The sequence below is a fragment of the Pseudosulfitobacter pseudonitzschiae genome (assembly GCF_900129395.1).
GTDB classification, from domain to species: domain Bacteria; phylum Pseudomonadota; class Alphaproteobacteria; order Rhodobacterales; family Rhodobacteraceae; genus Pseudosulfitobacter; species Pseudosulfitobacter pseudonitzschiae.
The window spans coordinates 180,313-206,864 of sequence record NZ_FQVP01000004.1 but is presented as its reverse complement, the minus strand read 5'-3'; the positions used below and the strand labels follow the sequence as shown (position 1 = coordinate 206,864).

General features: G+C 61.0%; 23 protein-coding genes. 12 read left to right on the top strand and 11 right to left on the bottom strand.

Going from position 1 to position 26,552, the window contains the following annotated elements; translation table 11 throughout:
- Positions 1 to 8 precede the first annotated feature (8 nt).
- Entirely contained in the window at positions 9 to 2,639 is a 2,631-nt protein-coding gene (gene mutS / locus BUC08_RS12795) for a DNA mismatch repair protein MutS (protein ID WP_037922650.1), read from the bottom strand.
- Between the two features lie 122 nt (positions 2,640 to 2,761).
- Here mutS and BUC08_RS12790 point away from each other — a divergent pair, with 122 nt between their 5' ends.
- Together BUC08_RS12790 and BUC08_RS12785 are read left to right on the top strand one after the other, a co-directional pair.
- Entirely contained in the window at positions 2,762 to 5,017 is a 2,256-nt protein-coding gene (locus tag BUC08_RS12790; protein WP_037923414.1) for an NADP-dependent malic enzyme, read from the top strand.
- On the top strand, positions 5,017 to 5,892 hold the full coding sequence (locus tag BUC08_RS12785; RefSeq protein ID WP_037922648.1) for a ribokinase: 876 nt from the start codon (positions 5,017 to 5,019) through the stop codon (positions 5,890 to 5,892). Before BUC08_RS12790 ends, BUC08_RS12785 begins: the two co-directional genes overlap by 1 nt.
- On the opposite strand, the gene msrA is transcribed toward BUC08_RS12785, so the two are convergent.
- Positions 5,889 to 6,533 (bottom strand): peptide-methionine (S)-S-oxide reductase MsrA, encoded by a 645-nt coding sequence (gene msrA, locus BUC08_RS12780; RefSeq protein WP_143186739.1) that lies wholly within the window; start codon positions 6,531 to 6,533, stop codon positions 5,889 to 5,891. The genes BUC08_RS12785 and msrA overlap by 4 nt on opposite strands.
- Positions 6,534 to 6,635: 102 nt before the next feature.
- Here msrA and BUC08_RS12775 point away from each other — a divergent pair, with 102 nt between their 5' ends.
- Entirely contained in the window at positions 6,636 to 7,346 is a 711-nt protein-coding gene (locus tag BUC08_RS12775) for a sulfotransferase-like domain-containing protein (RefSeq protein WP_143186738.1), read from the top strand.
- On the opposite strand, the gene BUC08_RS12770 is transcribed toward BUC08_RS12775, so the two are convergent.
- On the bottom strand, positions 7,336 to 8,556 hold the full coding sequence (locus BUC08_RS12770) for an argininosuccinate synthase (protein ID WP_037922645.1): 1,221 nt from the start codon (positions 8,554 to 8,556) through the stop codon (positions 7,336 to 7,338). The genes BUC08_RS12775 and BUC08_RS12770 overlap by 11 nt on opposite strands.
- 117 nt (positions 8,557 to 8,673) lie before the next feature.
- On the opposite strand from BUC08_RS12770, the gene ilvA reads away from it, so the two are divergent.
- Together ilvA and BUC08_RS12760 are read left to right on the top strand one after the other, a co-directional pair.
- Complete coding sequence (gene ilvA, locus BUC08_RS12765) at positions 8,674 to 9,897, top strand: threonine ammonia-lyase IlvA (protein WP_234973755.1); 1,224 nt, start codon at positions 8,674 to 8,676, stop codon at positions 9,895 to 9,897.
- Positions 9,898 to 9,907: 10 nt separating this feature from the next.
- Entirely contained in the window at positions 9,908 to 10,720 is an 813-nt protein-coding gene (locus tag BUC08_RS12760) for an SDR family NAD(P)-dependent oxidoreductase (protein WP_037922641.1), read from the top strand.
- Here the strand turns inward: BUC08_RS12760 and BUC08_RS12755 are convergent.
- A complete protein-coding gene (locus BUC08_RS12755) occupies positions 10,717 to 11,052 on the bottom strand; it encodes an Hpt domain-containing protein (protein WP_318173659.1) in 336 nt (111 codons plus the stop codon). The genes BUC08_RS12760 and BUC08_RS12755 overlap by 4 nt on opposite strands.
- A 154-nt stretch (positions 11,053 to 11,206) precedes the next feature.
- Between BUC08_RS12755 and BUC08_RS12750 the strand changes: the two genes are divergently transcribed.
- Entirely contained in the window at positions 11,207 to 12,493 is a 1,287-nt protein-coding gene (locus tag BUC08_RS12750) for a PP2C family protein-serine/threonine phosphatase (protein ID WP_037922639.1), read from the top strand.
- Here BUC08_RS12750 and BUC08_RS12745 read toward each other — a convergent pair.
- On the bottom strand, positions 12,472 to 12,918 hold the full coding sequence (locus tag BUC08_RS12745; protein ID WP_037922637.1) for an NUDIX domain-containing protein: 447 nt from the start codon (positions 12,916 to 12,918) through the stop codon (positions 12,472 to 12,474). The genes BUC08_RS12750 and BUC08_RS12745 overlap by 22 nt on opposite strands.
- 77 nt (positions 12,919 to 12,995) lie before the next feature.
- Here BUC08_RS12745 and hslO point away from each other — a divergent pair, with 77 nt between their 5' ends.
- The 5 genes from hslO to BUC08_RS12720 all read left to right on the top strand — a co-directional run bounded on the left by hslO (position 12,996) and on the right by BUC08_RS12720 (position 19,534).
- Positions 12,996 to 13,985: an Hsp33 family molecular chaperone HslO gene (hslO, locus tag BUC08_RS12740; protein ID WP_037922635.1), complete on the top strand. Its 990-nt coding sequence runs from the start codon at positions 12,996 to 12,998 to the stop codon at positions 13,983 to 13,985.
- Positions 13,957 to 14,568 (top strand): CoA pyrophosphatase, encoded by a 612-nt coding sequence (locus BUC08_RS12735; RefSeq protein WP_037922633.1) that lies wholly within the window; start codon positions 13,957 to 13,959, stop codon positions 14,566 to 14,568. Before hslO ends, BUC08_RS12735 begins: the two co-directional genes overlap by 29 nt.
- A complete protein-coding gene (locus BUC08_RS12730) occupies positions 14,565 to 15,719 on the top strand; it encodes a CCA tRNA nucleotidyltransferase (RefSeq protein ID WP_037922630.1) in 1,155 nt (384 codons plus the stop codon). The genes BUC08_RS12735 and BUC08_RS12730 overlap by 4 nt, the downstream gene beginning before the upstream one ends.
- 147 nt (positions 15,720 to 15,866) lie before the next feature.
- Positions 15,867 to 17,705, top strand: a complete 1,839-nt coding sequence (locus tag BUC08_RS12725) for an ABC transporter ATP-binding protein (RefSeq protein ID WP_037922627.1) — start codon at positions 15,867 to 15,869, stop codon at positions 17,703 to 17,705.
- Complete coding sequence (locus BUC08_RS12720; protein WP_037922625.1) at positions 17,702 to 19,534, top strand: ABC transporter ATP-binding protein; 1,833 nt, start codon at positions 17,702 to 17,704, stop codon at positions 19,532 to 19,534. Before BUC08_RS12725 ends, BUC08_RS12720 begins: the two co-directional genes overlap by 4 nt.
- A gap of 61 nt (positions 19,535 to 19,595) precedes the next feature.
- Here the strand turns inward: BUC08_RS12720 and BUC08_RS12715 are convergent, their stop codons facing one another.
- The 6 genes from BUC08_RS12715 to BUC08_RS24355 form a co-directional block, all read right to left on the bottom strand.
- Positions 19,596 to 21,128: an alkaline phosphatase D family protein gene (locus tag BUC08_RS12715; protein WP_037922622.1), complete on the bottom strand. Its 1,533-nt coding sequence runs from the start codon at positions 21,126 to 21,128 to the stop codon at positions 19,596 to 19,598.
- A 192-nt stretch (positions 21,129 to 21,320) separates the two neighbouring features.
- Positions 21,321 to 21,485: a hypothetical protein gene (locus BUC08_RS24615; protein ID WP_156024884.1), complete on the bottom strand. Its 165-nt coding sequence runs from the start codon at positions 21,483 to 21,485 to the stop codon at positions 21,321 to 21,323.
- A 130-nt stretch (positions 21,486 to 21,615) separates the two neighbouring features.
- Positions 21,616 to 23,160: a phospholipase D-like domain-containing protein gene (locus BUC08_RS12710; RefSeq protein ID WP_037922619.1), complete on the bottom strand. Its 1,545-nt coding sequence runs from the start codon at positions 23,158 to 23,160 to the stop codon at positions 21,616 to 21,618.
- Positions 23,161 to 23,169: 9 nt separating this feature from the next.
- The gene (locus tag BUC08_RS12705) at positions 23,170 to 24,825 is read right to left on the bottom strand and encodes a sensor histidine kinase (protein WP_037922617.1); all 1,656 of its coding nucleotides are present in this window, start codon (positions 24,823 to 24,825) and stop codon (positions 23,170 to 23,172) included.
- Positions 24,826 to 24,905: 80 nt separating this feature from the next.
- Complete coding sequence (locus tag BUC08_RS12700; RefSeq protein ID WP_037922614.1) at positions 24,906 to 25,463, bottom strand: RNA polymerase sigma factor; 558 nt, start codon at positions 25,461 to 25,463, stop codon at positions 24,906 to 24,908.
- The gene (locus BUC08_RS24355; protein WP_143186737.1) at positions 25,460 to 25,624 is read right to left on the bottom strand and encodes a NepR family anti-sigma factor; all 165 of its coding nucleotides are present in this window, start codon (positions 25,622 to 25,624) and stop codon (positions 25,460 to 25,462) included. Before BUC08_RS24355 ends, BUC08_RS12700 begins: the two co-directional genes overlap by 4 nt.
- A gap of 107 nt (positions 25,625 to 25,731) precedes the next feature.
- Between BUC08_RS24355 and BUC08_RS12695 the strand changes: the two genes are divergently transcribed.
- Positions 25,732 to 26,547, top strand: coding sequence for a response regulator (locus BUC08_RS12695; RefSeq protein WP_037922612.1), 816 nt, complete (start codon positions 25,732 to 25,734; stop codon positions 26,545 to 26,547).
- Positions 26,548 to 26,552 lie beyond the last annotated feature (5 nt).

Sequence of the window (26,552 nt, the reverse complement as noted above, 5' to 3'; positions counted from 1 at the left end):
AGAGGCGGTCAGGTTCTGGCCGCCTCTTTCAGTTTGTAAAGCGCGTCAAGCGCCTGTTTCGGCGTCATCTCGTCAGGATGCAGATCGCTAATCAAATCTAACACGGGGCTTTTCGCTGCTTTGGGTGCGGGCGCGGTGGCCTGCATGCTGAACAACGGCAGATCGTCGATGATTGCCTTTTGCGTGGCACCACCTTCGCGTTCGCCTTTTTCCAGCGCCTCCAGCACAGTGCGGGCGCGGGCGATGACCGAGGGCGGCAATCCGGCAAGCTGTGCGACCTGCACGCCATAGGACCGGTCTGCCGCGCCTTTTTGAACTTCGTGCAGGAACACGACCTCGCCGTCGAATTCCTTGACGGCGACGGTGGCGTTGTCGACATGGTCCAGCTTGCCGGCCAATGCGGTCAATTCGTGGTAGTGCGTTGCAAACAGCGCGCGGCTTTTGTTGCCGTCGTGTAGGTGCTCCAAGGTCGCCCAGGCAATTGAAAGGCCGTCATAGGTGGCTGTGCCGCGGCCGATCTCGTCCAGGATCACCAGCGCCCGGTCGTCTGCCTGATTCAGGATCGCGGCGGTTTCAACCATTTCCACCATGAACGTGGACCGTCCGCGTGCCAGATCGTCAGCGGCGCCGACGCGGCTGAACAACTGGCTGATCACGCCGATACGGGCAGTGGTGGCAGGCACGTAGCTGCCCATTTGTGCCAGCAGGGCGATCAGGGCGTTCTGCCGCAGAAAGGTCGATTTACCAGCCATGTTCGGACCGGTCAGCAGCCAGATGTTCGATCCGTCTTCGGCAGTCAGGTTGCAGTCGTTGGCGATAAACGGCGCACCCGACCCATCGCGCAGGGATTTTTCCACGACAGGATGCCGCCCGCCGACAATGTCAAACGCGCGGCTGTCGTCCACTTGCGGGCGGCACCAATCTTCGGACCGTGCCAGACGGGCAAGGGCACAGGACACATCCAGTTCGGCCAGCGCGGTGGCGGTCTGGAAAATCTCGGCGGCTTTGGCCAAAACAGTGTCGGAAAGCATTTGATAGAGCCGCTTTTCCGTTTCAATCGCCCGATTGCCCGCGTTCAGGATCTTGGTTTCCATCTCGGACAGCTCAACGGTGGTAAACCGCACTTGGTTCGCGGTGGTCTGCCGGTGGATGAAGGTTTCGGACAGCGGTGGCGACAGCATCTTTTCGGCGTGGGTCGCGGTGGTTTCGATGAAATAGCCCAGCACGTTGTTGTGCTTGATCTTCAGCGATGAAATTCCGGTGACCTTGGCGAACTCCTGTTGCATGGCGGCAATCACAGACCGGCCCTCGTCCCGCAGGGTGCGGGCCTCGTCCAGATCGGCGTCATAACCGGGCGCGATAAAGCCGCCGTCGCGGGCCAACAGGGGCGGTTCGGCCACCAGCGCGTCGTCCATCAGGTCGATCAGGTCGTCCATGCCGCCCATACGGGTCAGCGCATCAGTCACGGCCTGTGGCGCATCCGTTCCCAACCCGTCCTGCGCGATTGCCGCTGCCTGTGTCAGGCCATCGCGAATGGCGGTCAGGTCACGCGGCCCACCACGGTCCAGCGACAGGCGCGACAGGGCGCGGTCCAGGTCGGGCACATGGCGCAGCCGCTCGGTCAGCGCATTCGAAAGACTGTTATCAAGGAAAAAACCGACCGCATCCAGTCGGTCCTGAATGATCCGCACATTGCGCGAAGGGCTGGACAGACGCCGCTCTAACAAACGCGCGCCGCCTGCGGTCAGGGTTTTGTCAATCGTCGCCAGCAGCGATCCGGCGCGGCCACCGGACAAGGCATGGGTCAGCTCCAGATTGCGCCGCGTGGCGGCGTCGATCTGGACCTGTCCCAACTGGTCCTCTTGCTGCGGCGGGCGCACCAGCGGGAGTTTGCCCTTTTGCGTGATGTTCAGATATTCGACGATGGCGCCCATCGCGGAAATCTGCGCGCGGTCAAAGCTGCCGAAGGCGTCCAGCGTCTGAACGGAAAACAATTCGCACAGCCGCTTTTCGCCGCCGGTGCTGTCGAATGTCGCGCGCGACAGGGGTGTCATCGAAATCCCGAAATCAGACACTAACTCGGTCAAATCAGGCTCGGACGCATCCATAACGATCAATTCTGACGGTGCCAGCCGGGCCAGTTCCGGCCCCAGCCGCATCTGGTCCAGCGGCATCACCCGGAACGCGCCCGTGGACATGTCCAGCCACGCCAGCGCGGCGGCATCGCGGACTTGGGCAAAGGCGGCCAGATAGTTGTGTTGCCGCGCGTTCAGCAGGGAATCCTCGGACAGCGTCCCGGGGGTCACCAGCCGCACAACGCCGCGTTTTACCACGGATTTGCTGCCGCGCTTCTTGGCCTCGGCGGGGTTTTCCAATTGTTCGCAAACAGCCACGCGAAACCCCTTGCGGATCAGCGTCAGCAGATACCCCTCGGCCGAATGCACGGGCACGCCGCACATGGGGATGTCTTCGCCGTCGTGTTTGCCGCGTTTGGTCAGGGCGATGTCCAACGCCTCGGCGGCGGCGACCGCGTCGTCAAAGAACATCTCGTAGAAATCGCCCATCCGGTAGAACAGCAGCGAACCGGGGTGCGCCTGCTTGATCTCCAGAAATTGCGCCATCATCGGCGTGACCGTCATACCTGCCCCCATGCAAACCAGCGCGACCTTACAAACGCCAGCGGCGGAGCGAAAGCCAAAGCTGATTGAGCGCGGAAGATCGCTCGGTTATGAGGGGTCAACACATTGGAGGAATGTTGCACATGTCGAAGACCAAAGTCACAGCGGAAGAGGCGTTGGCCTTCCACCTTGAGCCTACGCCGGGCAAGTTCGAGATCACTGCAACGGTTCCGATGACCACCCAGCGCGACCTGAGCCTGGCCTATTCGCCCGGCGTGGCCGTCCCCTGTGAAGCAATCGCGCAAAACCCCGAGACCGCCTATGATTATACCAACAAGGGCAACCTTGTGGCGGTTATTTCCAACGGGACGGCGGTGCTGGGCCTGGGCAACCTTGGCGCGCTGGCGTCCAAGCCGGTGATGGAAGGCAAGGCGGTTCTGTTCAAACGCTTTGCCGACGTGAACAGCATCGACATCGAGCTGGACACCGAGGACGCAGACGAATTCTGTCGCGCCGTCCGTCTGATGGGGCCGACCTTTGGTGGCATCAACCTTGAGGACATTAAGGCACCCGAATGCTTTATCATCGAGCAGCGTCTGAAAGAGGAAATGGACATTCCCGTTTTCCATGACGATCAGCACGGCACCGCCGTGATCTGCGCCGCCGGTCTGATCAACGCGCTGCATCTGTCGAACAAGAAAATCGAAGACGTCAAGATCGTGCTGAACGGGGCAGGGGCCGCGGGCATTGCCTGTCTTGAATTGCTCAAATCCATGGGCGCGCGGCACGAAAACTGTATCATGTGCGACACCAAGGGCGTGATTTATCAAGGCCGCACCGAGGGCATGAACCAGTGGAAATCGGCCCACGCGGTGAAAACCGAGTTGCGCACGCTGGAAGAGGCGATGGTGAATTGCGACGTGTTCCTGGGTGTATCGGCCAAGGGTGCCGTGACACCACAGATGGTCGCGTCGATGGCGGACAATCCGGTGATTTTCGCCATGGCGAACCCTGATCCCGAAATCACGCCCGAAGAGGCCCACGAGGTGCGCATGGACGCCATCGTGGCCACGGGGCGCAGCGATTACCCCAACCAGGTGAACAACGTCCTTGGCTTTCCCTACCTGTTCCGGGGCGCGCTGGACATCAACGCGCGCGCCATCAACGACGAGATGAAGATCGCCTGTGCCCACGCTCTGGCGCAGCTCGCACGCGAGGACGTGCCGGACGAGGTCGCGCTGGCCTATGGCCGGAACCTGACATTTGGTCGGGACTATATCATTCCCACGCCCTTTGACCCGCGCCTGATCCACCGCATTCCGACGGCTGTGGCCAAGGCAGGGATGGACACCGGCGCCGCACGCCGTCCGATCATCGACATGGAAGCTTACGAGCTGTCGCTGAAATCACGGATGGACCCCACCGCGAACATCCTGCGCGGCATCAACGCGCGTGCCCGTGCAGCACAGGCGCGCATGATCTTTGCCGAGGGTGACGATCCACGCGTGTTGCGCGCGGCGGTGATGTACCAGAGGTCCGGTCTGGGCAAGGCGCTGGTGGTCGGCCGCGAAAGCGACGTCAAGGCCAAGCTGGAAGCGGCCGGCCTGGAAGATGCGGTGCGCGAGATCGAGGTGGTCAATGCGGCCAACACGCAGCATCTGACCACCTATAAAACCTTCCTCTACGACCGTCTGAACCGGCGCGGATACGATCGGGCGGACATTCACCGCCTAGCGGCGCGTGACCGGCATGTGTTCTCGGCGCTGATGCTGGCGCATGGCCATGGCGACGGTCTGGTGACCGGAGCCACGCGCAAATCGGCGCATGTGCTGGAACGGATCAACAAGGTGTTTGACGCCGATGCCGAACACGGCGCTGCAGGGATCACGGCGTTGCTGCACAAGGGGCGCATCGTGCTGATCGCGGACACGCTGGTGCACGAATGGCCGGACGAGGAAGATCTGGCCAATATCGCCGAACGCGGGGCCGTCGTGGCGCGGCATCTGGGGATTGAACCGCGTGTCGCTTTTGTCAGCTTCTCGACCTTCGGCTATCCGGTGTCCGAGCGGGCCGAGAAAATGGCGGCAGCGCCCAAGGTTCTGGACCGGCGCGGTGTTGATTTCGAATACGAGGGCGAAATGACCGTCGATGTGGCGATGAACGCCAAGTCGCAACAGGCCTATCCGTTCTCGCGGTTGACGGGGCCTGCGAATATTCTGGTGGTGCCGGCGCGGCATTCGGCCAGCATTTCGGTCAAGCTGATGCAGGAAATGGGCGGGGCCACGGTGATCGGGCCGATCCTGTCCGGCGTGGACCGGTCGATTCAGATCTGTTCGACGGTTTCAACTGCCAACGACATCCTGAACATGGCTGTGCTGGCGGCCTGCAAGGTCGGCTGATGGCGATCTGGAATCTCGGGTCGATCAATATCGACGTGGTGTACCGGGTGCCGCATTTGCCGGCGCCCGGCGAAACACTTGCCGCGACCGAGGTGACGCGTGGGCTGGGTGGCAAGGGGGCGAATATGTCCGTTGCGGCCGCCCGTGCAGCGGGGCGTGTGGCGCATATTGGTGCGGTGGGCGCTGATGGCGGCTGGACTGTGGACCGGCTGATGGAATACGGCGTCGATGTGCGCCACATCGCGCGGCTGACGGGCGAGACAGGTCACGCGATCATCGCGGTGGATGGCGCGGGCGAGAACAACATCATTCTCTACACAGGCGCAAACAGCCATTTGGACAGCGATATGATCGGTGCGGCATTGTCATCGGCGGACCGTGGCGACACGCTGTTGATGCAGAACGAAACCAACGGTCAGGCCGAGGCGGCGCAGATGGCCAGCCAGCTGGGGCTGAAGGTCGTTTATGCCGCTGCCCCCTTTGACGCGGATGCGGTGCGGGTGGTCATGCCCTATCTGGACATGCTGGTGCTGAACGCGGTCGAGGCGGCGCAACTGAGCGATGCGCTGGGCGCCGAGCTGGACGATTTGCACATTTCGCAGATCGTGGTGACACGCGGTGCGGAGGGTTGCGACCATTACGACAACATCCACAAAACCAGACAGCATTACCCGTCCGTCAAGGTTGACGCGGTTGACACCACGGGTGCCGGCGACACGTTCACCGGCTATCTGGTGGCAGGGCTGGACCGTGATCTGCCCATTGCTCAGGCGATTGAACTGGCCATGACTGCCGGGGCGATCATGGTCACGCGGCACGGCACCGCCGATGTGATTCCCGACCTGAAAGACATCGAAGATTTCAAACGGGGTTAACTGCCTGGCACGAATGCCGCGTCGTTGCCCCAAAGCTGTTTCACCCGCGCGTCACGACCACAGGCCTCGCGGTAAGCTTTGTATGCATTGGCCTTGGATTTCGGGCCAAAGCGGGTCAGGATCAGGCTGGATTGTTTATAGTAATCCTGATGATAGGCGTCAGCGGGGTAAAACTCTGCTGCGGACAGAATTGGCGTGACCACGGGCTTGCCCAGTGCCGCTTGGGCTGCGGCCTTGGCCTGTTCCGCGGCCCGTTTTTGTTCGGGGTCCGCTGCAAAGATCGCCGTGCGGTAGCTGTCGCCGCGATCACAGAACTGACCGCCCGCGTCCAGCGGATCGACCGAGCGGAAGAACAGGTTCAGCAGCGTATCAGCCTTGACCACATCCGCGTCATAGGTGATCTGCACCGCCTCGTAATGGCCCGTTCCACCCGCCACGACCTGTTTGTAGGTCGGGTTGGCGACGGTGCCGCCGGCAAAGCCTGAAACGGCTTCTTTCACGCCTTTGACCTTTTCGAAATCGGCCTCGACGCACCAGAAACAACCGCCCGCGACGGTCAGCGTTTTCATATCTGCGGCTTGCGCAGTGGAGGACAGGCCGGCACAGGTGGCGGCGATCAAAAACAAACATTGAATAATCATGACAAACTCCCTTTGGTTCAGCATGTAGGGGAAAGGCCGGACCGCTCAAGCAATAGCAGGGCCGGTCACGCCAAGGTGAAGCCGCGTCGAAAGGATCAGCGCATGAAAACCAAACGTATCGCGATGTGGTCGGGGCCACGCAACCTGTCGACGGCGATGATGTACAGCTTTGGCGCGCGGGCCGATTGCAAGGTTGTGGACGAGCCGTTTTATGCGGCCTATCTGAAGGCGTCCGGGATTGACCACCCGATGCGGGACGAAATTCTGGCAGCGCAGCCGACGGATGGGCAACGCGTGGCGGATACACTGATTTCCCCCGTGTCAGAGCCTGTTTTCTATCAAAAGCACATGGCCCATCACATGATCGACGGCATCCCGCGCGACTGGATGGACCAGATGACCAACGTGTTCCTGATCCGTCATCCGGCCCGTGTTCTGGCCAGCTATGCACAAAAACGCGAGGGGCCGAGCCTGAGCGACATCGGGTTTGTCCAGCAGGCGGCGCTGTTCGATGCGGCGGAGGCGCCGGTTGTGATCGACTCAGCTGATATTCGTGACAACCCCGAGGGGATGCTGCGCGCATTGTGCGATGCTGTCGGGATTGATTGGGATGCGGGCATGTTGAACTGGCCTGCCGGTGGCCACGCCGACGACGGTGTGTGGGCGTCGCATTGGTACAACGCGGTGCATCGGTCAACGGGGTTCGCAGGGGCCGAAGGGCCGTTGCCGGATCTGCCGCCCGCGTACCAGGACATCGCCGATGCGGCGATGCCCTATTATACGCGGATGGCGGAAAGGAAACTTAGCCTTTAAGGCGACGGTTGCGCGCGGCCAGCAGTTTCAGGCGCAGGGCGTTCAACTGAATGAACCCTGCAGCGTCTTTCTGGTCGTAAGCGCCTGCGTCGTCTTCAAAGGTCACGTGTGCCTCGGAATACAGCGAGTGTTCGGACCAACGGCCAACGGTGCGCGCCAGACCCTTGTACAGTTTCAGACGCACGGTGCCGGTCACATGTTCCTGGCTGCGGTCGATCAAGGCTTGCAGCATTTCACGCTCGGGCGAGAACCAGAAGCCGTTGTAGATCAGCTCGGCGTATTTCGGCATCAGCTCGTCCTTGAGGTGCGCAGCACCCCGGTCTAGCGTGATCTGTTCAATGCCACGGTGCGCTTCCAACAGGATCGTGCCGCCGGGGGTTTCGTAGATGCCGCGTGATTTCATGCCGACAAAACGGCCTTCGACCAGGTCAAGACGGCCAATGCCATGTTTGCCACCCAGCTCGTTCAGCTTGGTCAGGATCGTTGCAGGCGACATCGCTTCGCCGTTGATAGAGACTGCATCGCCCTTTTCAAAGCCGACTTCGATGTATTCGGGCGTGTTGGGCGCATCCTCTGGGGCGACGGTGCGCTGATAGACGTAATCGGGCGCATCCTGCGCGGGATCTTCCAGCACCTTGCCCTCGGACGAGGTGTGCAGCAGGTTCGCATCGACCGAGAAAGGCGCTTCGCCGCGTTTGTCCTTGGCCACGGGAATCTGGTTCTTTTCGGCAAATTCCAGCAGTTTGGTGCGGCTGGACAGGTCCCATTCACGCCAGGGCGCGATCACCTTGATGTCGGGGTTCAGCGCATAGGCGGCCAGTTCGAACCGGACCTGATCGTTGCCCTTGCCGGTCGCACCATGGGCCACCGCGTCAGCACCTTCGATGGCGGCGATTTCCACCAGACGTTTCGAAATCAGCGGACGCGCGATCGAGGTGCCCAACAGGTACAGGCCTTCGTACAGCGCGTTGGCGCGGAACATCGGGAACACGAAATCGCGCACGAATTCCTCACGGACATCTTCGATATAGATCGACGACGCGCCCATCATCTCGGCCTTGGCGCGCGCTGGTTCCAGCTCTTCGCCCTGACCCAGGTCGGCGGTGAATGTGACGACTTCGCAACCGTATTCGGTTTGCAGCCATTTCAGGATGATCGAGGTGTCGAGGCCGCCGGAATAGGCCAGCACTACTTTCTTTGGCGCGCTCATTGGTTCTTTCCACATTAGGGTTTTGCTGGCCGCGATATAAGGTTTCGGCCCTCGGGGCAAGATTGACCCTTGCACACAGGGCGCTTAGGGCTGGAACGACCTGAAAGGACTGTCATGATGTTCAAAGATGATGCCCGGACCGCCACCGCTGAAATGCGCGCGGTTTTCCCCGCGACCCCGCTGTTGCGCAACGATCTGCTTTCGGCGCGCTATGACGCCGACATCTGGCTGAAACGCGAGGATCTGAGCCCGGTGCGGTCCTATAAATTGCGCGGGGCGTTCAATGCCATGCGCAAGGTCATTCCGGGACAGTCGGTTTTTGTCTGTGCTTCGGCGGGCAACCACGCGCAGGGCGTCGCGTTCATGTGCCGACACTTTGGTGTGCGCGGGGTGATCTTCATGCCCGTGACCACGCCGCAGCAGAAAGTGCAGAAAACGCGCATGTTCGGTGGTGACGCGGTCGAAGTGCGGCTGATCGGTGACTATTTCGACGACACCCTGGCCTCGGCACAGGCATTCTGTGCGCAAGAGGGTGCGCATTTCCTGTCGCCTTTTGACGACGAGGACGTGATCGAAGGGCAGGCGTCGGTTGCCGTTGAGATCGAAGAACAACTGGGCCGCGTGCCAGATCGGATCGTGTTGCCTGTGGGCGGCGGCGGGTTGTCGTCTGGGGTTTACAGCTATTTCGGCGGCGCGACGCAGTACACATTTGTCGAACCTTCCGGCGCCAAAAGTCTGGCCGCAGCGGTCGAGGCGGGTCGGCCGACCGAGGTGAAAAAGGTCAACACCTTCGTCGATGGCGCGGCCGTGGCAACCATTGGTGTGCGTACATTCGATCGTTTGCGCGGCATTTCCCGCAGCGACGTGATCGACCTGTCCGAGGATCGCATTTGCACTACCATTCTGGAAATGCTGAACGTCGAGGGAATTGTCCTTGAGCCTGCCGGCGCTCTCAGCATCGAGGCGCTGGGCGATCTGCGGGACGAGATCCGGGGCAAGACGGTGGTTTGCGTGGCATCAGGCGGGAACTTTGATTTCGAACGTCTGCCAGAGGTCAAGGAACGTGCGCTGCGTTATTCTGGCGTGAAAAAATACTTTATCCTGCGGCTGCCGCAGCGCCCCGGTGCGCTCAAGGATTTCCTGTCGCTGCTGGGTCCGAACGACGACATCGCGCGGTTTGAGTATCTGAAGAAATCGGCGCGCAACTTTGGTTCGGTCCTGATCGGGATCGAAACCAGTGCGCCCGAAAATTTCACCGACTTTTTCGCACGGCTGGATGCGGGCGGGTTCGCCTATACGGACATCACCAACAACGAGACCGTCGCGCAATTCGTCATCTAGGGAGAGAGACATGGACTTTCAGGACAAGGTTGTCGTCGTCACCGGCGGGGCCAGCGGCATCGGAGCCGCGATGGTGCGCAAATTTTCCGGGCTGGGCGCGCGGGTTTGCGTGGCCGATCTGAACATGGACGCAGCACAGGGGCTGGCGGATCAGGTGGGCGGCATGGCGATGCGCTGTGATGTGACATCCGAATCCGACATCGTGGCGCTGTGTGATGGCGTCACCGCCACCATGGGACCGATTGACCTGTTCGTGTCGAACGCGGGGCTGGGTCGTGGGCAACCCGGCCATGCGGCGTCGGCGTCGAATGAAACATGGATGCTGAACTGGAACGTGCATGTGATGGCACATGTCTATGCGGCGCGGGCGCTGTTGCCGCAAATGATCGAACGCGGATCGGGATACTTCGTCAACGTGGCCTCGGCTGCGGGATTGCTGAACCAGATTGGCGATGCAGCTTATTCCGCAACCAAACACGCCGCCGTCAGCTTTGCCGAATCGTTGGCAATCAGCCATGGCAATGACGGGATCGGCGTGTCGGTGCTGTGTCCGCAATATGTGGCGACGCCGCTGATTGATCTGGCCGATGACGATGCTGCGGGCCACCCGTCTTTGATGACTGCCGATGATGTTGCGCAGGCGACCGTTGACGGGATCAACAACAAACAGTTCCGCATTCTGTCGCACCCGGTGGTCGGTGAATACGTCAAGGTGCGCGCCAATGATCCCGACGCCTGGCTGGAAGGCATGCGCAGGCTGAAGATCAAGGCGGAACGCGAGCTGGGTCAGGCGGGGATCAAGGATTTTTACAAGCTGGTCTAGGCCGCCAGCCGCCTGTCCTTCTCGGACAGGAATCGCTGTTTCGACACCTCATAGCTGTGCAGCATCAGGGTGATATCGACCTGATCGGCCTGACCCTGTCGGGCCATCGCCTCGCCTCTTTGGCACAATTGGCAAAAATCGGCAAACCCCAGGTTCAGCGCACAGCTTTTCAGGAAATGCAGGTCATGTTCCAGGGTCTCCGCCCGCGCCGAGGTGCGCAGGCGGTTTGTGACCGCTTCAACCTCTTCGATGAACAGGTCGATCACCTCGTCCATGTCATCGGCGCCGACCTGATCGCGCAATGCGGTCACCTGTGCCCAGTCTATCATCATGGTCCCCAGTTTTGCGTGATCCAAAGGATGCGTCAGACAGGTAAACATCGGGTAAGTGGTCGCAATTTTACGGATGTTTCAGGGCATGATGACCAATCGTTAATGCTGATCCGCCAATACGGTGGGCAAAGACCCCTGATCTGGATCGAACCGCATGCAGCTTGCCACCCCGAACCTCGTCCCACAGGGCGCTGACGACGCGCAGCAGGGCGCGCGGCGGCGGCTGGCACTGATCGTGGACGACAGCCGCTTGCAGCGGCGCATCCTGTGCAGATCGGTGCAGGCGTGGGGGTTCGACGTGATCGAAGCAGCCTCTGGCGATGCGGCGCTGGAGATTTGTCGTGATGTGACCCCTGATCTGGTGCTTAGCGACTGGATGATGCCGGGGATGAACGGGCTGGAATTTTGCGACGCCTTTCGCCAGCTTCAGGGCGATGATTACGGCTATTTCATCCTGCTGACCTCGAAATCCGAGAAAGAAGAGGTCGCCCGCGGGCTTGAGGCCGGGGCAGATGATTTTGTCAGTAAGCCGGTGGACCTGAACGAATTGCGCGCGCGGATCGCGGCCGGCGACCGCATCTTGCAGATGCAGCGCGAGCTGACGGGCAAGAATCACTTGATTTCAAAGACCCTGCAAGAGCTTCAGCGCCTGTACGACAGCATCGACAAGGACCTGCTTGAGGCGAAGAAATTGCAACAATCGCTGGTGCGCGAACGGTCCGTTGTCCTGGATCAGGGGCATGTCTCGCTTTTGCTGCGACCCAGCGGTCATGTGGGCGGCGACCTTGTGGGGTTTTTCCGCGCGGGCGAGGATCACCTGGGGCTTTATGCCATCGACGTGTCGGGCCACGGGATCAGCTCGGCGCTGATGACGGCGCGGCTGGCGGGGTATCTGTCGTCCACCGCGCCGGAACAGAACGTAGCGCTGGAGCTGCTTGGCGATGGCAGCTATCGCACCCGCCCGCCGCTTGCGGTGATGCAGACGATCAACAACCTGGTGCTGAACGAAATGGACACAGAGCATTATTTCACAATGCTTCTGGCCGACGTGGATCTGAGTACGGGCAAAGTGGCACTGGCGCAGGCCGGGCATCCGCATCCGGTCGTACAGCGCCGCAATGGCCAGATCGAGACCGTCGGCTTGGGTGGTTTTCCTGTCGGGCTGGTCCACGATGCCCAATTCTCGCAGTTCGATCTGCAACTGCACAGGGGTGACAGGCTGCTGTTGTGTTCGGACGGGGTGACCGAATGCCCGAATGTCGCCGCCGAATTGTTGGATGAGGCGGGGTTAGAGACGATCATGCGCGATCTGCACGGGATCACCGGCCCCGCATTTTTCGAGGCGCTGGTCTGGAAGCTAAGCGAATTTGCCGGCCATCAGGACTTTCCCGATGATGTGTCGGGCGCGCTGTTCGAATATCAGGTCCGCCCAGACGCATAGCGTTGCAGGAACATCCGGTCGCCGTCGTTGCCAAGGCTGTCGATCGCCACGTTCCACGGCAAGACCAGCGTTACATGGTCCGGTTCGACCGGATCGCAGATGCGCCGCGTTGGGCGGGCGACAAACACCGTGCACAGCTTTTCGGCCCAGAGGTCATATTCGGGCATATAGACAAACCGCCGGAATGCGCCCAGCCGCAGCGGCTGCGCGATGGCCCAACCGGTTTCCTCCAGAACCTCGCGGTGCAATGTTTGCACCGGGGATTCGCCCGGATCAATGCCCCCACCGGGCAGCTGGATGTCCAGCCAGTCGCCTTGCTGACCCGTCAACAGCACGCCGCCCGGCACCGGCAAAATCGCATAGGCGCCAGAACGTTGGGTGTATTTCTGACCTTTGATCGGGGGTGGTCCCACGCGTCGGATCATGGCTTGCCCCTTTTACTGCGGATTGCGTCGCCTATATTGACGCGATATGCCAACGACCGGCGCATAAGGAAACCCCAATGACACTCGGAAACCAACTCGTGTGGGACGACACGGTCCTGCCTTTTCAGCTTGATGCCTCGGACATTCGTGGCCGCGTGGCGCGGCTGGACGGTGTGTTGGGCGGTATTCTCAAACAACATGACTATCCCCCGCAGGTCGAAGCACTGGTCGCCGAGATGGCGCTGCTGACGGCTTTGATCGGCCAGACCATTAAACTGCGCTGGAAGCTGTCGCTGCAAGTGCAATCCAAAGGTCCGGTGCGGATGATCGCGACCGATTACTATGGTCCGTCCGAAGAGGGCGAACCGGCCCGCATCCGCGCCTATGCCAGCTATGACGCGGACCGGCTGACGGATGGCGCCCCGTTCGACAACATCGGCGAGGGCTATTTCGCGATCATCATCGATCAGGGTCAGGACATGGCCCCCTATCAGGGCATCTCGCCGCTGGTCGGTCCGACGCTGTCGGCCAGCGCCGAGGCCTATTTCGCCCAGTCCGAGCAGCTGCCGACACGGTTCCAGCTGAGCTTTGGTGAAAGCACCGAAGGCAATGGCGAGCCGCATTGGCGCGCTGGTGGTGTGATGTTGCAGCATATGCCCGAGGCGTCGCCGCTGATGGCCAAGGCGCCGGGCGAAGGCGATATCCTGAAGCCTGCGGACCTGTTGCACGGGGACAAGCAAGAGAACTGGAACCGCGTGAACATCCTGCTGGATACGGTCGAAGAGCTTGAGCTGATCGGCCCGCAGGTGCCGCCGAACGACCTGCTGACACGTCTGTTCCACGAGGAACTGCCGCGCGTGTTCGACCCGCAAGCGGTGCGTTTTGGCTGTACCTGTTCGGAAGACCGTGTACGCCAAAGCCTGTCGATCTATTCGGCGCGCGACATCGAAACGATGACCACCGACGACGGGCGCGTGACCGCTGACTGCCAGTTCTGCGGTGCGCACTACGACCTGGACCCGAAAACGGTTGGCTTTGATGCAGAAAAGGCGCCCGGTGACGATTGATCTGAACGCCATCAAGGCCGCGCTGGACCGTCCGGGGCGGCCGTCTTCCGATTTTGACCTGAACCCTGACACGGTGCTGCCCGAGGGGCGCAAGTTGCGCCCTGCGGGTGTGCTGGCTGCGGTGGTCGAGGGCAAGACCGAGCTTGAATTGATCCTGACCACGCGGTCGTCTGCGCTGAAGCATCATCCGGGGCAGATTGCCTTTCCGGGGGGCAAGCAGGAAGAGACGGACGCCGATGTGACCGCCGCCGCCCTGCGCGAGGCGCACGAGGAGATCGGTCTGCCGCCCGAACTGGTGCAGGTGCTGGGCACGTTGCCCCCGCATGAAACCGGCACCGGCTTTCTTGTTACGCCGGTTCTGGCCTATGTCGGCGAGCCGTTTCAGGTCTTGCCCGAAACCGGCGAAGTCGCCGAAGTGTTCCGGGTGCCGCTGAGCCATGTGTTGAACCCTGACAATTACCTCACCCAATCACGGCGCTGGCGCGGGGTGATGCGCACCTATTACACGGTGCCTTACGGTCCCTATTACATCTGGGGCGCAACCGCGCGTATGTTGCGGGCATGGACCGACCGGATGACATGAAACTGCCCGCCGATGTGCCCTGGCTGAACGATGCCGGGGCGCTGGCGCTGTGTGCCGCACTTGAGGGTGCGGGGTTTCAGGCGTTGTTCGTGGGCGGCTGCGTGCGCAACGCGGTTCTGGGCGTTCAGGCCAGTGACATCGACATTGCCACCGATGCGACACCCGATCAGGTGCAACAGGTCTGCAAAGGCGCTGGGTTCAAGACGATTCCGACCGGTGTTGATCACGGCACGCTGACGGTGGTGATCGGCGGTAAACCCTATGAGGTCACCACCTTCCGCAATGACGTTGAAACCGATGGCCGACGCGCGGTCGTCGCCTTTTCCACCGATGTGACCGAGGATGCCCGGCGCCGTGATTTCACGATGAACGCGCTTTATGCCCGCGCCGATGGCACGCTGGTCGATCCGCTGGGCGGTTTGCCCGATGCGCTGGCGCGGCGGGTGGTGTTCATCGACGATGCCGCCGCCCGTATCCGCGAGGATTATCTGCGCATTCTGCGGTTCTTCCGGTTTTCCGCATGGTACGCGGACCCCGCGCATGGCTTTGACGCGAATGCGCTGGCGGCGATTGCGGACCATCTGGACGGGCTGGCGCAGCTGTCCGCCGAACGGGTCGGGGCCGAGATGACCAAGCTGTTGGGCGCGCCTGATCCTGCACCTGCCGTGGCGGTGATGGAACGGGTGGGCGTGTTACCGCAAGTGTTGACCGGCGCACAGGCGCGTTGGCTGGCGCCGCTGATCCACGCCGAATCCATGCTTGACCTGTCACCCGATCCAATGCGCCGGCTGGCGGTTCTGGGGGGCGAGGATGTGGCCGACCGGTTGCGTTTGTCACGGGCGGATGCGCGGAAACTCGCGGTTCTGCGTGAGCTTGCGGGCACTGGCGAAGGGGCCGCCGAACTGGGTTATCGCCACGGACGGAACGTCGCGCTGGATGTGATTGCACTGCGGTCCGCGGTGTTCGAAACGCCTGTACACGTGGACGATGCGGCCGCCGCGGTCCGGGGTGATGTGGCAAGGTTTCCAGTCGCCGCGCGTGATCTGATGCCTGCGCTGCATGGACCGGAACTGGGTGCAAAGCTGAAAGAGCTGGAGGCGCGCTGGATCGCTTCGGACTTTAAGCTGACCCGCGCGCAGCTTTTGGGCTGACATTCCCTGGCTTTCCGGCTATCTGGTATACAGACAAGGAGAGTGCGACATGTACCGCGGGATTTGGTTTTCATAACCACAGCTGATTGAACGGGCTGCAAGCGTGCGCAGACCCCAGTTGAATTCCGTCTTTCCTACAGGTCCCTCATGTTCAAATATTTCGAAAACCTCGTCGATCCCTATGCGCCTTTTGCCGAAACCAACACACCGCCCACGCGGTTGTGGCCGTTCATGCGCGAGTATGCCAAGCCGTTTAAAACAGTGTTTATTCTGGCGGGCATTCTGTCCATCGTCATTGCCGCGATTGAAATCGGGCTGATCTATTACATGGGGCGGGTCGTTGACCTGCTGCAAGGCACGCCCTCCGAAGTCTGGGCCGCGCACAAGGTCGAGCTGATCGCGGTGGCGATCTTTATCCTGACCTTGCGGCCGCTGATTCAGTTGCTGGACGTGATGCTGCTGAACAACACGATCATCGTGAACTTTGGTACGTTGATCCGCTGGCGGTCGCACAAGCATGTGCTGCGTCAGTCCGTTGGCTGGTTCGAAAACGACTTTGCCGGGCGCATCGCCAACCGCATCATGCAAACGCCCCCCGCCGCCGGCGAGGTGGTGTTTCAGGTGTTTGACGCGATTTCCTATTCGCTGGCCTATATGATTGGTGCCGCCGTCCTGCTGTCCACGTCCGATCCGCGGCTGTTGCTGCCGCTGGTGATCTGGATGGTGTTGTACGGTCTGCTGATCAACTGGACGACCCGGCGTGTCGGTCCGGCGTCCAAGGCGGCGTCGGATGCGCGCAGCGCGGTCACGGGCCGCGTGGTCGATGCCTATACCAACATTCATTCGGTCAAGATGTTCGCCCACCACGACAGCGAACTGAACTATGCCAAGGAGGCGATCGAACACACGCGCAAGACGTTCCAGACCGAGATGCGGATTTTCACCACCATGGATTTCGCGCTGGTGGTGCTGAACGGTCTGCTGATCGTCGGCGTTGTCGGCTGGGCGATTGCGCTCTGGGTTCAGGGGCAGGCGTCGGTCGGCACGGTGGCGGCGGCCACGGCGCTGGCGCTGCGGCTGAACGCGATGACCGGCTGGATCATGTGGGCGTTGACCACGTTCTTCCGTGAACTGGGTGTTGTGGCCGAGGGTATGGAAACGATTGCCCAGCCGGTGACGCTGGTGGATGCGCCCAAAGCAAAGCCGCTGGTGTTGACCGACGGGCGGATCGAGCTGAAGGGGCTGACGCACCATTATGGCCGCGCCTCGGGCGGGCTCGAGGCGATTGATCTGACGATCCAGCCCGGTGAAAAGGTCGGTCTGATCGGACGGTCGGGTGCGGGCAAGTCGACACTGGTGAAACTGTTGCTGCGCTTCTACGACCCCGAAAGCGGCCGGATCGAGATTGACGGTCAGGACATCACCAAGGTGACGCAGGACAGTCTGCGGCTGAGTGTCGGTATGGTACAGCAGGAAAGCAGCCTGTTGCACCGGTCGGTGCGCGAAAACATCCTGTACGGCAAACCCGACGCGACCGAGGCCGAGATGATCGCAGCGGCCAAACAGGCCGAGGCGCATGATTTCATCATGACGCTGACCGATCCGGCTGGAAATGTCGGCTATGACGCGCAGGTGGGCGAACGCGGTGTAAAGCTGTCGGGCGGGCAACGTCAGCGGGTGACGCTCGCGCGGGTGATCCTGAAAAACGCCCCGATCCTGTTGCTGGACGAGGCGACAAGCGCGCTGGACAGCGAGGTCGAAGAAGCGATTCAAGGCACGCTGTACAAGATGATGGAGGGCAAAACGGTGATCGCCATCGCGCACCGTCTGTCGACCATTGCCGAAATGGACCGCATTCTGGTGCTGGACGCCGGAAAGATCATCGAAGACGGCAGTCACGACGCGCTTTTGGCCAAGGGCGGACTATATAGCCAGTTCTGGACCCGCCAGTCGGGCGGTTTCCTGAACCCAGAGGACCCGGCATGAACATTGCCAAATGGATACACGCCTTTCGCCCCGCCGACGGACCTCCCCCCCAGAGCTTGACGCCCTTCATGCGCTGGGCCTTGTCGGGGGCGTGGCCCGCGCTGTGGATCGCTGCGTTTTTCTCGGCGGCGGCGGGCACGGTCGAGGCGGGGACGGCGTGGATTCTGGGCAAGGTGATTGACGCAAGTTCGGCGCTGGGACCGGAGGGGTTCTTTGCGCCGGACAACCTTGTCCTGATCCTGGGCGCGGTTGCGTTCTTCCTGCTGGCGCGGCCCTTGTTGTTCGGCCTGTCCTCTTCGGCAAATGCGATCGTCGTACAGCCGAACCTGAACCCCCTGGTGCTGTCGCGCCTGCACCGCTGGACGCTGGGGCAATCGGTGCGGTTCTTTGACAACGATTTCGCAGGGCGCATCGCGCAAAAGCAGATGCAGACCGCGCGGGCGGTGACGGATGTGGTTGTCGAGGTGATCAACGTCGTTGCCTTTGCGCTGGCGTCGCTGGCGGGGTCGATGCTGTTGCTGGTGGCGATTGACTGGAAGATCGGGCTGGGATTCCTGGTGTGGCTGATGGGGTATTTCCTGATGATCCGCTGGTTCCTGCCGCGTATCCGCCTTCGGTCCGCGGCGCGGGCCGGCGCGCGGGCGATGGTGTCGGGGCAGATCGTGGATACGATCACCAACATCAAGACGGTCAAGCTGTTTGCCCACGACGATCACGAAGACCGCGCGGCGCTGGGCGCCATGGGCAACTTTCGCCGGACCGCGCTGGACTTTGGCTATCTTTCGGCGGGGTTCCGGTTTTGCCTGATGACGCTGGCGGGGCTGTTGCCGGTGCTGCTGCTGGGCTGGACGCTGATCCTGTGGAAACAGGGCATCGCGACCCAGGGCGACATCGTCGCTGCCGGTGCCGTGGCCATCCGTATTGCGCAGATGACAGGCTGGGTCAGCTTCACGCTGATGGCGATCTATTCCAGCATCGGCGAGATCGAGGACGGCATTCACACGCTGACCCCGCGCAACCGGACCGAAAACAACCCCGATGCGCGTGATCTGGACGTGGAACGGGGTGGCATCGTTATCAAGGACCTGGATTTTGCCTACGGACGCGACGTGGGCGGGATCTCTGGCGTGAACCTGCACATCGAGCCGGGGCAAAAGATCGGCATCGTCGGCGCGTCGGGCGCGGGGAAATCTACCCTCGTGGCGTTGCTGCTGCGGCTCTACGAGACCGAAGGCGGCACGATCAGCATCGACGGGACCGACACCAGCACCGTGACGCAGGAAAGCTTGCGGCGCAGCATCAGCATGGTCACGCAGGAAACGGCGATGTTCAACCGCTCGGCCATGGACAACATACGATACGGCCGCCCCGAGGCGACGGACGAAGAGGTGTTTCAAGCCGCCCGCGAGGCCGAGGCGCACAGCTTCATTCTGGATCTGGAAGACCATAAGGGCCGCACCGGCTATCACGCCCACCTGGGCGAGCGTGGCGTGAAACTGTCCGGCGGCCAACGCCAACGGATCGCATTGGCGCGCGCCATCCTGAAAAACGCCCCGATCCTGATCCTGGACGAGGCAACCAGCGCGCTGGACAGCGAAGTCGAGGCGGCGATTCAGTCCGCGCTGGACCGGGTGATGCAGGGCAAAACCGTGCTGGCCATCGCCCACCGGCTGTCGACGCTGACCGAAATGGACCGGATCATCGTGATGGATCAGGGTCGTATCGTCGAGGACGGCAGCCACGAGGCGCTGCTGAAAGAGGGCGGGCTGTACGCGCAGTACTGGAACCTTCAGTCTGGTGGGTTCCTGCGGACCGAAGCGGCAGAGTAGGACCGCACACGAAAAAGCCGCCCGATGATACGGGCGGCTTTGGTGTTTCAGGTGGCAAAGCTTAGGCCAGCTTCGGTTCCAGCTCGACCGACCACAGTTCGACATCGGCACTGTCCATCAGGCGCACGGTCATCACACCGGTGTCGGCGGCGATGTCGACCTTGCCAAAGAATTGCATCCCGTCGCTGGGCGGCAGGTTGGCCTGACCCGGCTCGGGGTGCTTGGCATAACGGACCTCGGGGCCGAATGTGTTGTCATAATCGCTGGGGCCAAAGGTGCCCGCGTGCAGCGGGCCTGACACGAATTCCCAGAACGGTTCAAACTCCTGAAACACTGCGCGGTCTGGCGAATAATGGTGCGCAGCCGTGTAGTGCACATCGGCGGTCAGCCAGACGGTGTTGGTGATCTCGGCGGCCTTGATGAAAGACAGAACCGCCGCGATGTCTTTTTCGCGGCCCAGCACGGGACCGTCCCCGTTCGCACCGTTTTCCATGTTGTCGCCGTCGCGCACCATCATGCCGATGGGCATGTCCGACGCGATGACCTTCCACGTGGCCGTGGAATTCACCATTTCCCGCTTCAGCCATGCCAGCTGATCGGCGCCAAGGAACGGCGTGCCTTCCGCTTCGGTGTTGGCGGTGTTGTCGCCGCGATAGGTGCGCATGTCGATGACAAAAATGTCCAGCAACGGACCGTAGGACACCTTGCGATAGACGCGCATCGGCTCGGCCAGCGATTGGCGCGTCGGCATCATTTCGTGGAACGCACGGTGCGCGCGGGCAGACAGCGTTTGCATGGACTTGACGGTATAACGGTCGTCTTCGGCCAGAACCTCGTCGGGATACCAGTTGTTTGTTACCTCGTGGTCGTCCCACTGGGCGATGATCGGAACGGCGGCGTTCAGCGCCTTCACGTTCTTGTCCATGTAGTTGTACAGGTGCTGACCGCGGAATTCGTCCAGCGTTTCGGCCACTTTGGTCTTGGCGGGGGTGACGATGTTCTTCCAAAGGGTGCCGTCGGCCAGCTCGACCTCTTCTTTCAGCGGACCGTCGGCATAGACGGTGTCGCCCGAGTGCAGGAAAAAGTCCGGGCTGTGGTTCAGCATGGTGGCATAGGTGGTCATGCCGCCGCGGTCCTCGTCGATGCCCCAGCCCTGGCCTGCGGTGTCGCCCGACCAGACAAAGCTGATGTCGCGGTTGCCCATGGGGGCGGTGCGGAACGTGCCGGTGGTGGGTTCGGACAGTGTGCCATCGGCCAGATCGGCCATGGTCACGCGGTAAAAAATGTCCTGATCGCTGGGCAGGCCGGTCAGGGCCATCTTGCCGGTGTAGTCGGTGGGCGTGCCCACGGCCAGCGCGGGTACGGCACGTGCGTCGGTCATGCTTTCGGTGGTGGCCCATTCCACCAGCATCTTGGCCTCGCGGTCGGCGCGGCTCCAGATCACAGCGCCGTCATGGGCGACATCGCCGGACATCACACCGTGGGTGATCATCGGGCGCGATTGGGCGCGCGACAGGGACGGCATGGACATGGAAACGCCAAGGGCGGCGGTGCCCAGCAGGGTCTGGCGGCGGGTGTAGGTAATGCGTGGCATCGGATGCTCCGTGGATGAATGATATCCCGGAGCGATGCGCGGTTTTGGTAACAGACGGATGATGGTCAGACGACAGAAATGCGAAACGTGCGCGGCATCCCTGATCGTGCACTGCCCGTCGAGGGTTTTTCAGGCATGGCACGGTCAGGAAAGCGGCACATTGTTGGTTTGCCGATCTGTTTCGGCCTGAGTCTAACGGAAGTTGTTGCTTCCCTTGTCTCTCATACGTCCAAATTCCTTGGACATATCAAAGTTCGACGACTCCTGGTGACCACTGCGTTTGCCAGTCGTCGCATAGATGATCGCAGCAACCAATCCGAGGGCAAGAAGCCCAAAAACAAGCATGTCGATACTCATGTTCTGATCCTCTCTCTCTAAGTGGGTCTGGGGTCTCAACACGGCAGTGCAGCGTCGGTTCCATGATTTAATGGTTGAATCAATTTCAAATAATCACGGTTGCGTTAATACATCGTTAGCAATGCGGCCCTCAGACCAGTTCTTCCGGGACGGCTGGCAGGTTGCGGCCAAAGTGGCGGGCAGGCGCAATCGGGAATGGCAGGACAAAGCCGGATCGCTGTTGCGGGGGCAGTTTGGCGTTCTGTACAGCCAGCTTGCGCCATGCAGATGTGGCGGTGTTCAAATCGTGATACTCGGGCCCTGCATCATTGGGTAGCCAGTGGGAAAAGCTTCTTGATTTCAGTTCCTTAACTGTCTGCTGGTCGGTCAGATGGGTGCCCACCTCGGTGTCCCAGCGCATGCTGCGTCCGTTCAGGTTGGCAGACGAAATGATCGCATCCGTTTCGTCAAAGATCGAAACCTTGGAATGCAAATAGATCATTGGCGCATCGTAATGCGCTGCGCGACCGCTGTCCTTGTCCAGTTTGACAGGACGGGCGGGGGACATCACGAGACAGCGTTTGCCAAAGGCACGCGTCACTTTTCTCACGGATTTCGCTTGCAGGTACTCGCCAAAACGCGCGTCGCTCTTGGTTGAATGTTCAAAAGCCACGTCGTCGGGGGCCGCGGGCAGGACCAGAATCAGTTTCAGATCGGGTTTTTCACGCGCCGCGCGCGCCAGCGCCTTGGTGATGACGCGGCTGCGGAAATACTGGCTTTCCAGATAGATCAGGTGTTGCGCCTTGGCGATCAGCTTCAAATGCGTCTGTTCGATCCGGTTCAGCACCGGGCGCGGCGACATGTGCAGTGCGGCGTTGTCGTGCTTGCGGGACAGGGTGCGCAACAGCAGGGGCAGCGGTTGCGGGGCGCGGGTGCCATTGGTGACCGCCAGCATTTCGAACAAATGGCGCTGGGCCTGTTCCACGATCGGGCCTTCGCACATGATCTGTGTGTCGTGCCAGGTTTGCGGACCCTCGCGTTGGTGCTCGGGCGTGTCATAGCGACGTTCGTTCACGTCCAGACCGCCGAGCATCAGCCGCTTGCCATCGGCGACAATCAGTTTCTGGTGGTGCGTGGTCGGGATCAGCGCAGGAAACTGCCGCAGGCCGACCTTCAGCTGGGGATGGTCGCCTGAAACATACTGGCCCAGCCCCGGCGCGTGCTTCAGTTGCATGGCTGCTTCTTGCTGGGGCAGCGCGTTCAGCCGTTTCACCTCGGCACGGATCTCCGAAATGATCTTTGGCCAGAAGAAGATGCGCGGCAGCCAGCCGACCCGCGCGGGGTGCATGGCGGGCACGATGTCCAGAAGATGCGGATTGCCCGATGCCTCGCCGGCCAGGATCATTCGGTGTTTGGCAAGCCATGTGCCGCGGTGCAGGTCGGGACGGATGATCGGGTCAAAGTCGGTCAGCAGCATCCGGAACCGCACACCGCGCCGCAGGGTGTGTTCGATCAGGTCGAACCACGTATCGCCAATCTCGCGTGCGCGTTCGGAATACAGCGGTGTCGCGGGGTCAAACACGCGAAAGCCTGCCAACAGCTCCTCTTCCGCGTCCAGAAAAAGGGTTTCAAGCGCGGGATAGGCTTCGGATGCCGTGAGGAAAATCCGTGCCTTTGCCGGGTTTTCCGAGATCATGACAGGGGGTCAATGGTCGGCAGGTTCGTGAAACACGTCTTCGACATCAAAGGTCACCTCGGTCCGGTACAAACGGTCTGTCGAGGTGGTCTCGACCTTGCCGTTCAACTGCGTTGCAAATGCCCGGATCAACTGCGCGCCCAACCCAGCGTCGTTGGGTTTCATATCCTGGATGTCCGCGCCGACCGAGTTTTCGCAGACCAAACGCGCTGACCCCGCTTCCAGTTGCTTGAGTGACACAAAAAGATGCGGTTTTTCGCCCTCCGGCGCCCCCATGAAGGTCAGCGCGTTGGTGCCCAGCTCGGATGCCAACAAGGTCAGCGGCACTGCCTGGTCCGGGAACAGGACGATTTCGTCGAACTCGTGGCGATAATCCAGACCTGCCGGACCGTTCGAGGCAACCAGCCGTTCGAACAGGTCAGGTATCAGCGTGCCCGCGTTGGTGCGGCTCAGGTTTTCGGTCTGGTAAACGCTTTTGTGCACCGATGACAGGCTCATGACCCGTTCCTGCAACCGACGCAGGATATCGCGCGTTTCCGGTTCGGAAGCCTTGCGGATCTGCATGTTCATGATCGACGAGATCAGTTGCAGGTTGTTGCGCACCCGGTGGTGGATTTCCTTCAACAGCACGTTCTTTTCACGCAGCGCGTCTTCCATCTGTGCCTCGTCGTCGAGCAGGTGAAAGGCCATCTCGGCCAGCGCATCCTCAAGATCCTGCAACTCGGCTGACAGGGAAAACTGGTCTGAAGTGGTCGGCAGCCGGCGTGTGCGCGAAAACGCCTGCACCTTGTTGCGCAGGTTTTTCACGTGGCGCACGACCAGCCGGTCGACCGCGTAATAGGCCACCGCCAGGCTGGCCACGAACATCAGGAACGGAAACAGCATCGGTGCGCTGGAAAAACGCCCGATTGCAGGTTTGCGGTATTCGACCGGCCAGGCGGCCAGCGCATAGACCAGGCCGGGCATCACCGGCACCACGGCAAAGGCCTGTTCCTGGCCGAACTGGTTCTTGGACACAAAGGTCTGCGTCCAGTCACCGTCCAGCCGCTCGAATTTGAAATCCTGCGGCAGATAGATCGTTTGGTCCGCTGTTGACGACACCGTTGTCAGAACGTCGCCACGGTCATTGTATGTGGTCAGGCTGAGCGGACGGCGCGTGGTCGAGGGTTGCCATGGCACACCAAGCCCGGTGCGCGGCAACGACATGGCGATATAACCGCGAAAGGTTGCATCCTGATACGAGGGGTAAAGCACGTTGATGGCCCCGTTTCCATCCGTGCCGTTGTTGTGGGTGGGGTCGATCCACATACGTGGCGCTTCGAACCGCTGTGTCAGGTTCGACCAGCTGTTTATGTTAATTTCGGTGCCGCCAGAGGAACACACCATGTTTCCGTTCGGGTCCAGAAAACCGACGAAGGAGTAGCTTCCGGTTTCCTTGATATATTGGGCCAGGTAATTGCCGCAACGCTCCGGTTCGACCAGCATCAACTGCAACACGGCAGTCAGCGCCTCGGCCGCGCCAAAGGCGCGTTCGAACACCTGCCGCTCGGATACGGCGGCGGTGTTCGTCAGCGCCAGCAATGCCAGTTCCGACCGGTTGTCCACTTCTCGTGACAGATCGTGGGTTTGCAAGACACCCATGACGCCGATGGGCAGCAGTGCCAACGCAAGAAAAGCCGCGACCCTAAGCCTAAGGCCGCGCGCAAGCGCCCGGGTCGACGATGTGTCGCGTCCCGGGTCTGACATCAGAACGCGGAAGAGCCGTTCGCCGCTACAACTGCGACCGTTGCCCTGTCGGTCATGATCATCGAATCCTCGTCATCAAGGTGCATCAATTCCGCCAGACGCTTGCGCCCCCGGTTGGCACGGCTTTTGATCGTCCCAACGGCAACACCGCACATCTCGGCTGCCTCTTCGTAGGAAAATCCAGAGGCCCCCACAAGTACAAGTGTCTCGCGCTGTTCGTCGGGCAGCTGGGCAAATGCCTTGCGAAAGTCGTTCATTTGCAAGCGGCCATCGTGCGCAGGCTTTTCAGCCATGTTGCCGGTGTGAACGCCGTCCACATCCGCAACCTCGCGTTTTACCTTGCGACGGCTGGAGTAATAGGTGTTGCGCAGGATGGTAAACAGCCAGGCACGCATGTTGGTGCCTTCCTGAAATTTGTCGATATTTGTCCAGGCTTTGACGACGGTATCCTGCACCATGTCATCGGCCACGGCGCCGTTGCGCGTCAAACTCAGGGCGAACGCCCGCAATGCCGGCAGATGGTCTACCAGCTGATTTCTCGGATCTGAATCGCTCATTTATGGTCACCTGACCCTTTTTGGCTGTCCTGCTCTTGCAGCTGCGCAAGCAGTTGCTTGAAGCGATCGGGAACCTCTTCCTCGACCTTTTCCTGAAACACACGACGCAGGTTGTCGTCTATCTGCTTGCGTGTCCCGGAATTCGGTTCGTTATTTGCCATTGTGGATTTCGCCTAATTTCAGAAATGTACTTTTGCGCACTTAGTTGGGAACTAAACACGGCATGCTGCGTTTGGTTCCCAAGAAATTCGAAATTCGGGGAAATAATATGACTTCTGAAAATACTGGCTTGGACCGTTCCGCCGAGATTGGCTCGGTGTTGCCATATCTGCGCCGCTACGCGCGTGCGCTGACTGGTTCGCAAACGGGAGGTGACCGGTATGCCGCCGCTGCTCTGGAAGCGATCCTGGCCGATAGCAGTGCGCTGGACCCAAGTCTGAGTGTCAAGACAGGTCTGTTCAAGGTGCTGCATGTCATCTGGCAGGCCAGCAAGGTCGATACGATGGACAGTTCCGACGACATCATGGAAGGTGCCGCGCAAAAGCACCTGGCAAAACTGACCGACAACACCCGCGAGGCGTTGTTGCTGCACACCATCGAGGAATTCGATTTTGGCGGCGTGGCTGATATCATGGGCGTGGACCGTGACGAGGCTGAACACCTGGTCAATGTCGCACACCGCGAAATGGCCGACAGCATCGCGGGTCGCGTCCTGATCATCGAGGACGAGCCGATCATTGCGATGGATCTGGAAAACCTTGTGGGTGATCTGGGTCACCGCATCACCGGCATCGCGCGCACCCGCGACGAAGCTGTGAAACTGGGCGGTGCCGACAAACCCGACCTGATCCTGGCCGACATCCGGCTGGCCGACAACTCGTCCGGCATCGACGCCGTGAACGATCTGCTGGGCCAGTTTGGCAACCTGCCGGTGATCTTCATCACCGCCTATCCCGAACGTCTGCTGACAGGCGAACGCCCCGAGCCTGCGTTCTTGATCTCAAAGCCCTACAAGGAAGATCAGGTGAAATCGGCTGTCAGCCAGGCGATGTTCTTTTCGACAACGGCGACGCTAAAGGTCTGATACCC

Excerpts from the sequence above, each read along its gene's own strand:
- mutS (WP_037922650.1), bottom strand. The coding sequence starts at position 2,639 with ATGACGGTCACGCCGATGATGGCGCAATTTCTGGAGATCAAGCAGGCG.
- BUC08_RS12730 (WP_037922630.1), top strand. The coding sequence starts at position 14,565 with ATGAAACTGCCCGCCGATGTGCCCTGGCTGAACGATGCCGGGGCGCTG.
- BUC08_RS12775 (WP_143186738.1), top strand. The coding sequence starts at position 6,636 with ATGAAAACCAAACGTATCGCGATGTGGTCGGGGCCACGCAACCTGTCG.
- BUC08_RS12710 (WP_037922619.1), bottom strand. The coding sequence starts at position 23,160 with ATGATCTCGGAAAACCCGGCAAAGGCACGGATTTTCCTCACGGCATCC.
- BUC08_RS24615 (WP_156024884.1), bottom strand. The coding sequence starts at position 21,485 with ATGAGTATCGACATGCTTGTTTTTGGGCTTCTTGCCCTCGGATTGGTT.
- BUC08_RS12750 (WP_037922639.1), top strand. The coding sequence starts at position 11,207 with ATGCAGCTTGCCACCCCGAACCTCGTCCCACAGGGCGCTGACGACGCG.
- BUC08_RS12755 (WP_318173659.1), bottom strand. The coding sequence starts at position 11,052 with ATGATGATAGACTGGGCACAGGTGACCGCATTGCGCGATCAGGTCGGC.
- BUC08_RS12720 (WP_037922625.1), top strand. The coding sequence starts at position 17,702 with ATGAACATTGCCAAATGGATACACGCCTTTCGCCCCGCCGACGGACCT.
- BUC08_RS24355 (WP_143186737.1), bottom strand. The coding sequence starts at position 25,624 with ATGGCAAATAACGAACCGAATTCCGGGACACGCAAGCAGATAGACGAC.
- msrA (WP_143186739.1), bottom strand. The coding sequence starts at position 6,533 with ATGATTATTCAATGTTTGTTTTTGATCGCCGCCACCTGTGCCGGCCTG.
- ilvA (WP_234973755.1), top strand. The coding sequence starts at position 8,674 with ATGTTCAAAGATGATGCCCGGACCGCCACCGCTGAAATGCGCGCGGTT.
- BUC08_RS12735 (WP_037922633.1), top strand. The coding sequence starts at position 13,957 with ATGCAGAAAAGGCGCCCGGTGACGATTGATCTGAACGCCATCAAGGCC.
- BUC08_RS12790 (WP_037923414.1), top strand. The coding sequence starts at position 2,762 with ATGTCGAAGACCAAAGTCACAGCGGAAGAGGCGTTGGCCTTCCACCTT.
- BUC08_RS12725 (WP_037922627.1), top strand. The coding sequence starts at position 15,867 with ATGTTCAAATATTTCGAAAACCTCGTCGATCCCTATGCGCCTTTTGCC.
- BUC08_RS12745 (WP_037922637.1), bottom strand. The coding sequence starts at position 12,918 with ATGATCCGACGCGTGGGACCACCCCCGATCAAAGGTCAGAAATACACC.
- BUC08_RS12700 (WP_037922614.1), bottom strand. The coding sequence starts at position 25,463 with ATGAGCGATTCAGATCCGAGAAATCAGCTGGTAGACCATCTGCCGGCA.
- BUC08_RS12715 (WP_037922622.1), bottom strand. The coding sequence starts at position 21,128 with ATGCCACGCATTACCTACACCCGCCGCCAGACCCTGCTGGGCACCGCC.
- hslO (WP_037922635.1), top strand. The coding sequence starts at position 12,996 with ATGACACTCGGAAACCAACTCGTGTGGGACGACACGGTCCTGCCTTTT.
- BUC08_RS12770 (WP_037922645.1), bottom strand. The coding sequence starts at position 8,556 with ATGAGCGCGCCAAAGAAAGTAGTGCTGGCCTATTCCGGCGGCCTCGAC.
- BUC08_RS12760 (WP_037922641.1), top strand. The coding sequence starts at position 9,908 with ATGGACTTTCAGGACAAGGTTGTCGTCGTCACCGGCGGGGCCAGCGGC.
- BUC08_RS12785 (WP_037922648.1), top strand. The coding sequence starts at position 5,017 with ATGGCGATCTGGAATCTCGGGTCGATCAATATCGACGTGGTGTACCGG.
- BUC08_RS12695 (WP_037922612.1), top strand. The coding sequence starts at position 25,732 with ATGACTTCTGAAAATACTGGCTTGGACCGTTCCGCCGAGATTGGCTCG.